Source organism: Parasynechococcus sp., assembly GCF_042954245.1.
GTDB lineage: Bacteria > Cyanobacteriota > Cyanobacteriia > PCC-6307 > Cyanobiaceae > Parasynechococcus.
The window spans coordinates 1-5598 of sequence record NZ_JBGKDP010000012.1 but is presented as its reverse complement, the minus strand read 5'-3'; the positions used below and the strand labels follow the sequence as shown (position 1 = coordinate 5598).

Here is a 5598-nt window from a genome sequence, read left to right as displayed (position 1 = left end):
ACTACTAAGCCCTCGTTGGATTGACGCGTTTGTTGGCTCAGTCGTCGTAGACGCGGCACTCATCGGCATCGGGATTAGCCTCGCAATGCAGCTCGAGCGAGGTGGGGTCGTGGCTGTCGCCGGGATGGTGTTCCTTGTATTCCTCCAGCGACTTCAACTCATCGGTGAGGTGACGAACCTTGGCCTCGTCTCCAGCTGCTTTGGCAGCTTCGATTTCCGATTGATCCTTCTGGATGTGTTCGTCGATGGACTTCATGAATTCAGACCGTGGCCTGGCAGCACCTTACGGCGATTCATCGGTTTTGGAGTGGTGGAATCCCACCCCATGACCATCCGACAATGTTGATTTGAAGTGACGGTAACCGTGGCTACAACCACAGCTCCAGATCGTTGATCAGGGTGCCAATTCGCTGAGTTCCAGCCAGCGTTCTTCCGCCTGTTCGATGCGGGAGATGAGCTCAGCTAGATAGAGACTCAGCTTGGCCATGTCAGCGCCCTCTTGGGTCATCTGCTGTTCCAGGTCCTCTTTCTCCAGCTCCAGTTCAGGCAGCTGTTGATCAAGAGCCGCAAGCTCCTTGTTTTCCTTGAAGTTGCGACGCCGCAGACCGTCGCGCTTGGTCTCGCGGCTGCGCTCTGGTTTTGGTGTGGAGGGTTTGGTCGTCTGGTTTTGGCTGCGTTCCTCCTGGCGCTGCTGCTCCAGAAACGCGCTGTAGTTCCCTTCAAACCGATTGAGCCGTCCTTGGTCGCAACAGAACAGACGATCAACGGTGCGATCGAGGAAGTAGCGGTCGTGGGAAACAACGATCACGCAGCCCCGGAAGTCTTCAAGGAAGTCTTCGAGAACGCTGAGGGTCTGAACATCCAGATCGTTGGTGGGTTCGTCCAACAGCAACACGTTGGGCGCCTGGATCAGCATCCGGCAGAGGGTGAGGCGGCGGCGCTCGCCTCCCGAGAGCTTGGCCAAGGGGCTGTGCTGCTGGGCCGGTGGAAACAAAAAGCGTTCCAGAAGCTGTGATGCGGTGACTTGTTCACCACCCAGATCGATCCGGCTGGTGGCTTCTTCCACGAACTCGATCACTTTGCGATCGAGCCCCTTGCCTTCGTTGAAGGCTTCGGTGTGCTGGTCCAGGTAGCCGATGTGAACGGTCTCCCCAAAAAGCAGGTTGCCCTGGCTTGGCTCGCGCCGTCCGGCGATGAGATCAAGCAGGGTGGATTTGCCGCTGCCGTTGGGACCGATGATGCCGATTCGATCTTCGGGGCTGAAGCTGTAGCTGAAGCCATCGAGGAGTGGGCGACCGCCCTGGCTGCCATCGGCTGTGACGCTAACTGCTTCCGCTTCAATCACCTGTTTGCCGATGCGCCGGCTGATGCCGGTCATCTCCAGCTTTGCTTTGGCCTGATTGGGTTTCTGCTCGCGCATGGCTTCGATGCGTTGCAGTCGCGCCTTCTGTTTGGTGCTGCGAGCCTTGGGGCCCTGGCGCAGCCATACCAATTCGCGGCGAAGCACGCTTTTGAACTTGGCCGCTGAGGCTGCCTCTGAGGCCTCTTCTTCCGCTTTGTGCTGCAGAAAGGTGCTGTAGTTCCCCTGATAAGTGCGGACCTGGCCTCGGTCCACCTCCACCATCCGCCGCGTCACCCGATCGAGCACGTAGCGGTCATGGGTGACCAGCACCAGAGCGCCGGGATAGCGATCCAGCCAGCTCTGCAGCCATTCCACGGCAGCAGCATCGAGATGGTTGGTGGGCTCATCCAGCAGCAGCACATCAGGGCAGGCCACCAGGGCTGACGCCAGACCCACGCGTTTGCGGTAACCGCCGGAGAGGTCGTCGACCGGGCGCTGCAGATCGCTGATGCCCAATTTCTGTAGCACTTCCCGGCATTGCTGCTCCAGGCTCCAGGCTTCCTCTTCATCCATCCGTTCGCTGAGCTGACCCAGCTCCGCCATCAGTGCTTCATTGCTGGGGTCTACGGCAATGGCGTCGCTGAGGGCGCTGAAACGCACCAGTAGATCCCGTTTGGCCCCACAGCCCTCCAGCACCTGCTCCAGCACCGTGAGCCCCGGAGTAATCCGGCTCTTCTGACCCACCAGCTCCACCCGAAGCCGGGGTGAACAGCGGCGTTCCCCCTCACCGAGCGGCTCCTTCCCCGCTAGAATCTTCAACAGGGTGGATTTGCCGGCGCCATTGGGACCGATCAGCCCGAGCCGTTCCCCTTCACCGATGTGGAGATCGAGATCGGAAAAGAGGGTGCGGATGCCGAAATCCTTGGCCGCACTCACCAGGCTGATCAGACTCACGGCGTGCCAGCGGGCAGTTGACCGTCCAGATAAGCAAACACGCTCTTGTCGCCCAGATCCGCTGCTGCCTCCATTCCGAATTTGCGCAGGGCCAGAAGCACCAGCAGCAACGCTGCACCTTCTATTAGAGCCAGGCAGAGGGGGCCATTGATCAGCCCCACCAGATGCCCCAGCAGCGCTGTCGGCAGCAGCAAGGTGAGGCCGATGGCTTCGGGCCGTTGGAAGCAGAAAAACTCCTTGAAGCCGATGCCGGCCAAGGCGGCAAACAGCGGGCCGATGGCCAGGATCCAGAGCGGCTGATCCCGTAGTGCAGAGAGCGCTTCGGTGGGGCCGGCCTGCAGCAGTAGTGCCCCCCAACCGATGCAACCACTGAGCCAGAACAGTTGAAGGGCGCGGTGCAAGGGGCGGAGGTAGATGTGAATCCAGCGCAGTGCCAGGCCAAGGGCCGTGGCCATCGGCAGCACCCAGAGCCATGCCCACGGGCTATCGGTCTGCCACCACTGCAGCACTCCGGCGGCCAGGCTGAGACCCGTTATCAATAGGGCGATCCGATAGGAACGCACCTCCTGGCGATCGGCAGCGGTGATCGAGTAAGTGCCGTAAACACCTTCAAAGGTTGGATCTGCGCTGGTCATCCCGACGCTGCCGTGCTGTTCACCAGTGTGCTCAGGTCAGGACCGGCTGGAACGATGCCGCCGGGATTGAGGGGGAACAAAGCACCGAAGTAGTCGTGTCGCCAGGCGTGGCCGTCGCACGTGTCCGCCACGCCTGGTAAGGCGTAAAAGCGTTGTCGCCACGCCCAGAGGTGCGGGTAGTGCCAGAGCGTCTGGCGACTGCAGCCGAACAGGGGGGCATAGACCAGCTCCCAGCGGATTAAGGTAGGGAACAACCGCACGTCCGCCAGGGTCAGTGTTGTGCCGCACAGCCATGGACCATTGGTTTCGAGGCTCTGCTCCACGGCATCGAGGGCGGTGAAGAGATCGGCTTCAGCGCGGTCGTAGGCCGCTTGGTTGCGGGCAAAACCGCAGCGGTACACCCCATCGTTTATGGCCGGTTGCAGTAGCTGCTGCCAGGCCTCGATCCTGTCGGTTGCTTCCGCTGGTGCCAGATCCACAACCGCGTCTTGATGGGGCCAGCGGTTCAACAGGTCCACCAGCGGTGCACTGTCATTTCCCAGTAGGGTACGCGTCTTGGGATCCACCAGCACAGGCACGGTGGCCCGGTAGCTGGGGGGGGCGTCGCAGTGCTGATACAACCTCAGCAGCGTGTCGCACTCCTCCCAGGCTGGATTGAGCGCCCAACGTCCAGCGTTGTGATCCGCCCGTGCCATAACGAGGGTGACGCTGTCGTGCAGATGGCGCAGCTGATGCACCAGCCAGGTGCGATGGGCCCAGGGGCAACTGCGCCCGATCACCAGCACCGGCCGTTGGCCTGCGCTGCGCTGGAGCAGGTCCGCGGGGTTTAAGGCCGGTGGGGTGAGCGAATCGCTGCTTGGGCGGGTGTAATTGCCGGCCGCATCAGCTGGGCCCAGCCCACCCATGAGCCGTTGCCATTGCCATCGCCAGCTGCGACGGGCGGCCGTGACCACGACAGGTGGGATCGACATGGCGCGGTTTGGATCGCTTTCATCCTCGCTGGGACTCGTGCTTCAGTCAGAACTTGGTTTGCTGTGGTTCATGAACAGCTGTGGCGTTCTTGTGGTGGCCGGCACCCATGGGAATGAGGTCAATGCTCCTTGGTTGCTGCAGCAGTGGCAGGCCAACCCTGATCTGATGGACGCTGCTGGTTTGGCGGTGCAGAAGGTGATCGGCAACCCGGAAGCGTTGCGCCGCCGCCGCCGTTACGTCGATCGTGACCTCAACCGCTGCTTCCTCCCGGAACAGTTGGAGCGGGGGGCCTCCGGCTTGGAGTTCAAGCGTGCTGGGGAACTCCTGCGGCTGCACGGCCCCAGTGGCGAGCAGCCCTGCGCTGTGGCCCTTGATCTGCACAGCACCACAGCGGCCATGGGCAATTCCCTGGTGGTGTACGGCCGGCGCCCCGCTGATCTCGCCCTTGCGACTTTGGTGCAGGGGGGCCTTGGCCTGCCGATTTATGTGCACGAAGCCGATGCTCAGCAGACCGGCTTCCTCGTGGAATCCTGGCCCTGCGGCCTGGTGATCGAGGTTGGCCCTGTGCCGCAAGGCCTGCTCAATGCTCGGGTCGTTGAACAGACCCGTCTTGGCTTGGAAACCTGCCTGAGGGCCTTGAATCAAGTATGTCAGGGGTTGGCCCGCCTGCCGGATGCTCTTGTGGTGCATCGCCACTTGGGGAGTCGGGATCTTCCGAAGTCGGAAAACGGAGAGCCTCAGGCCCTTGTTCATCCCGAACTGCAGGGCCGTGATTGGCAGGACATCGCCTCAACCCAGGCCATGTTCCGCGCTGCGGATGGGACCGATCGTGGTGGAGCTTGGGTTGAAGGGGAGATTCCGGTGTTTGTGAACGAAGCGGCCTATGCGGAGAAAAGCATTGCTTTCTCCCTCACGCGCCGGGAGGTGTGGCCCGTGGAGCCCACCTGGCTGCCGGCCTTGAAGCAGCTGCTCCCTGCGGCTTAACCGCAGGCCCATACACCTTTCCCCTCTTCAGAGCAGATCAGATTGCTCGTCTGACCATCCGCCCAGTACATCCGCAATCGGTCGTCCTCGGTGCCGATCCGCAGGGTGAGGGATCGCAGTGGACCGGCTGGGGTCTTGCTGTCGGCATCGCCGGCGGGTGACGTCAGCCCCTGAAGCTTCAGCTCCAGCTGGTTGATTCGTCGTTCCAGCTGTTCGATTGAAGCGCTTGCGTTTGGTTTGTCGCCGCTTGAGGTCGCCACTCCACAGCTGGTGAGACCAACCGAGGTCACCCCAAGACAAAGCAGAGGAACCAAATGCTGCATGGGCCTGTCACGATTGGCCCCAGCCTCTCAGCAGAACTGACCTTGGGCCAGACGTTCACTCCAGTACACGGTGGCACCTTGAGCCTCCAGCTCCAGTCGCCTGTGACGGGCCTGGGTTAGAGGAACGGTTTCTTCCAAGCGAAGGCCGGCTTGCATCCAGCGGATCAGAACCAAAAAGCGCCCTGGTGAGTCTCGTGAATCTTAAGTCTTTCGGAGGTCTCGCTTTCTCCGAGCAGGGCTTTTAAGTGCTAGTTCCGCAATCTGTGGACACACAACGCAAACTTCCTTTACACTCTCGATCAGGCAGGGCTCTCCTGCCCTTCCTTAAACCGTTCCTTCGGGGACATTTCTTTCCGTTCTCATGACCACCACCCTCCAGCAGCGCTCC

General features: G+C 61.4%; 7 protein-coding genes. 1 reads left to right on the top strand and 6 read right to left on the bottom strand.

The genetic code is table 11. The features are described 5' to 3' along the window. Positions 1-37: 37 nt before the first annotated feature. The 4 genes from ACGVJ8_RS00550 to ACGVJ8_RS00535 all read right to left on the bottom strand — a co-directional run bounded on the left by ACGVJ8_RS00550 (position 38) and on the right by ACGVJ8_RS00535 (position 3902). Complete coding sequence (locus ACGVJ8_RS00550) at positions 38-256, bottom strand: CP12 domain-containing protein (protein WP_186494643.1); 219 nt, start codon at positions 254-256, stop codon at positions 38-40. A 138-nt stretch (positions 257-394) separates the two neighbouring features. Next, the gene (locus ACGVJ8_RS00545; RefSeq protein WP_392345001.1) at positions 395-2296 is read right to left on the bottom strand and encodes an ABC-F family ATP-binding cassette domain-containing protein; all 1902 of its coding nucleotides are present in this window, start codon (positions 2294-2296) and stop codon (positions 395-397) included. After that, positions 2293-2931 (bottom strand): DUF2301 domain-containing membrane protein, encoded by a 639-nt coding sequence (locus tag ACGVJ8_RS00540; protein WP_392345000.1) that lies wholly within the window; start codon positions 2929-2931, stop codon positions 2293-2295. The genes ACGVJ8_RS00545 and ACGVJ8_RS00540 overlap by 4 nt, the downstream gene beginning before the upstream one ends. Beyond that, entirely contained in the window at positions 2928-3902 is a 975-nt protein-coding gene (locus tag ACGVJ8_RS00535; protein ID WP_392344999.1) for a glutathione S-transferase C-terminal domain-containing protein, read from the bottom strand. Before ACGVJ8_RS00535 ends, ACGVJ8_RS00540 begins: the two co-directional genes overlap by 4 nt. Before the next feature lie 70 nt (positions 3903-3972). Here ACGVJ8_RS00535 and ACGVJ8_RS00530 point away from each other — a divergent pair, with 70 nt between their 5' ends. Further along, on the top strand, positions 3973-4887 hold the full coding sequence (locus ACGVJ8_RS00530; protein WP_392345002.1) for an aspartoacylase: 915 nt from the start codon (positions 3973-3975) through the stop codon (positions 4885-4887). On the opposite strand, the gene ACGVJ8_RS00525 is transcribed toward ACGVJ8_RS00530, so the two are convergent. After that, entirely contained in the window at positions 4884-5210 is a 327-nt protein-coding gene (locus ACGVJ8_RS00525) for a hypothetical protein (RefSeq protein WP_392344998.1), read from the bottom strand. The two genes, ACGVJ8_RS00530 and ACGVJ8_RS00525, sit on opposite strands and share 4 nt — an antisense overlap. Before the next feature lie 27 nt (positions 5211-5237). After that, positions 5238-5366: a hypothetical protein gene (locus ACGVJ8_RS00520; protein ID WP_392345003.1), complete on the bottom strand. Its 129-nt coding sequence runs from the start codon at positions 5364-5366 to the stop codon at positions 5238-5240. Positions 5367-5598: the final 232 nt, after the last annotated feature.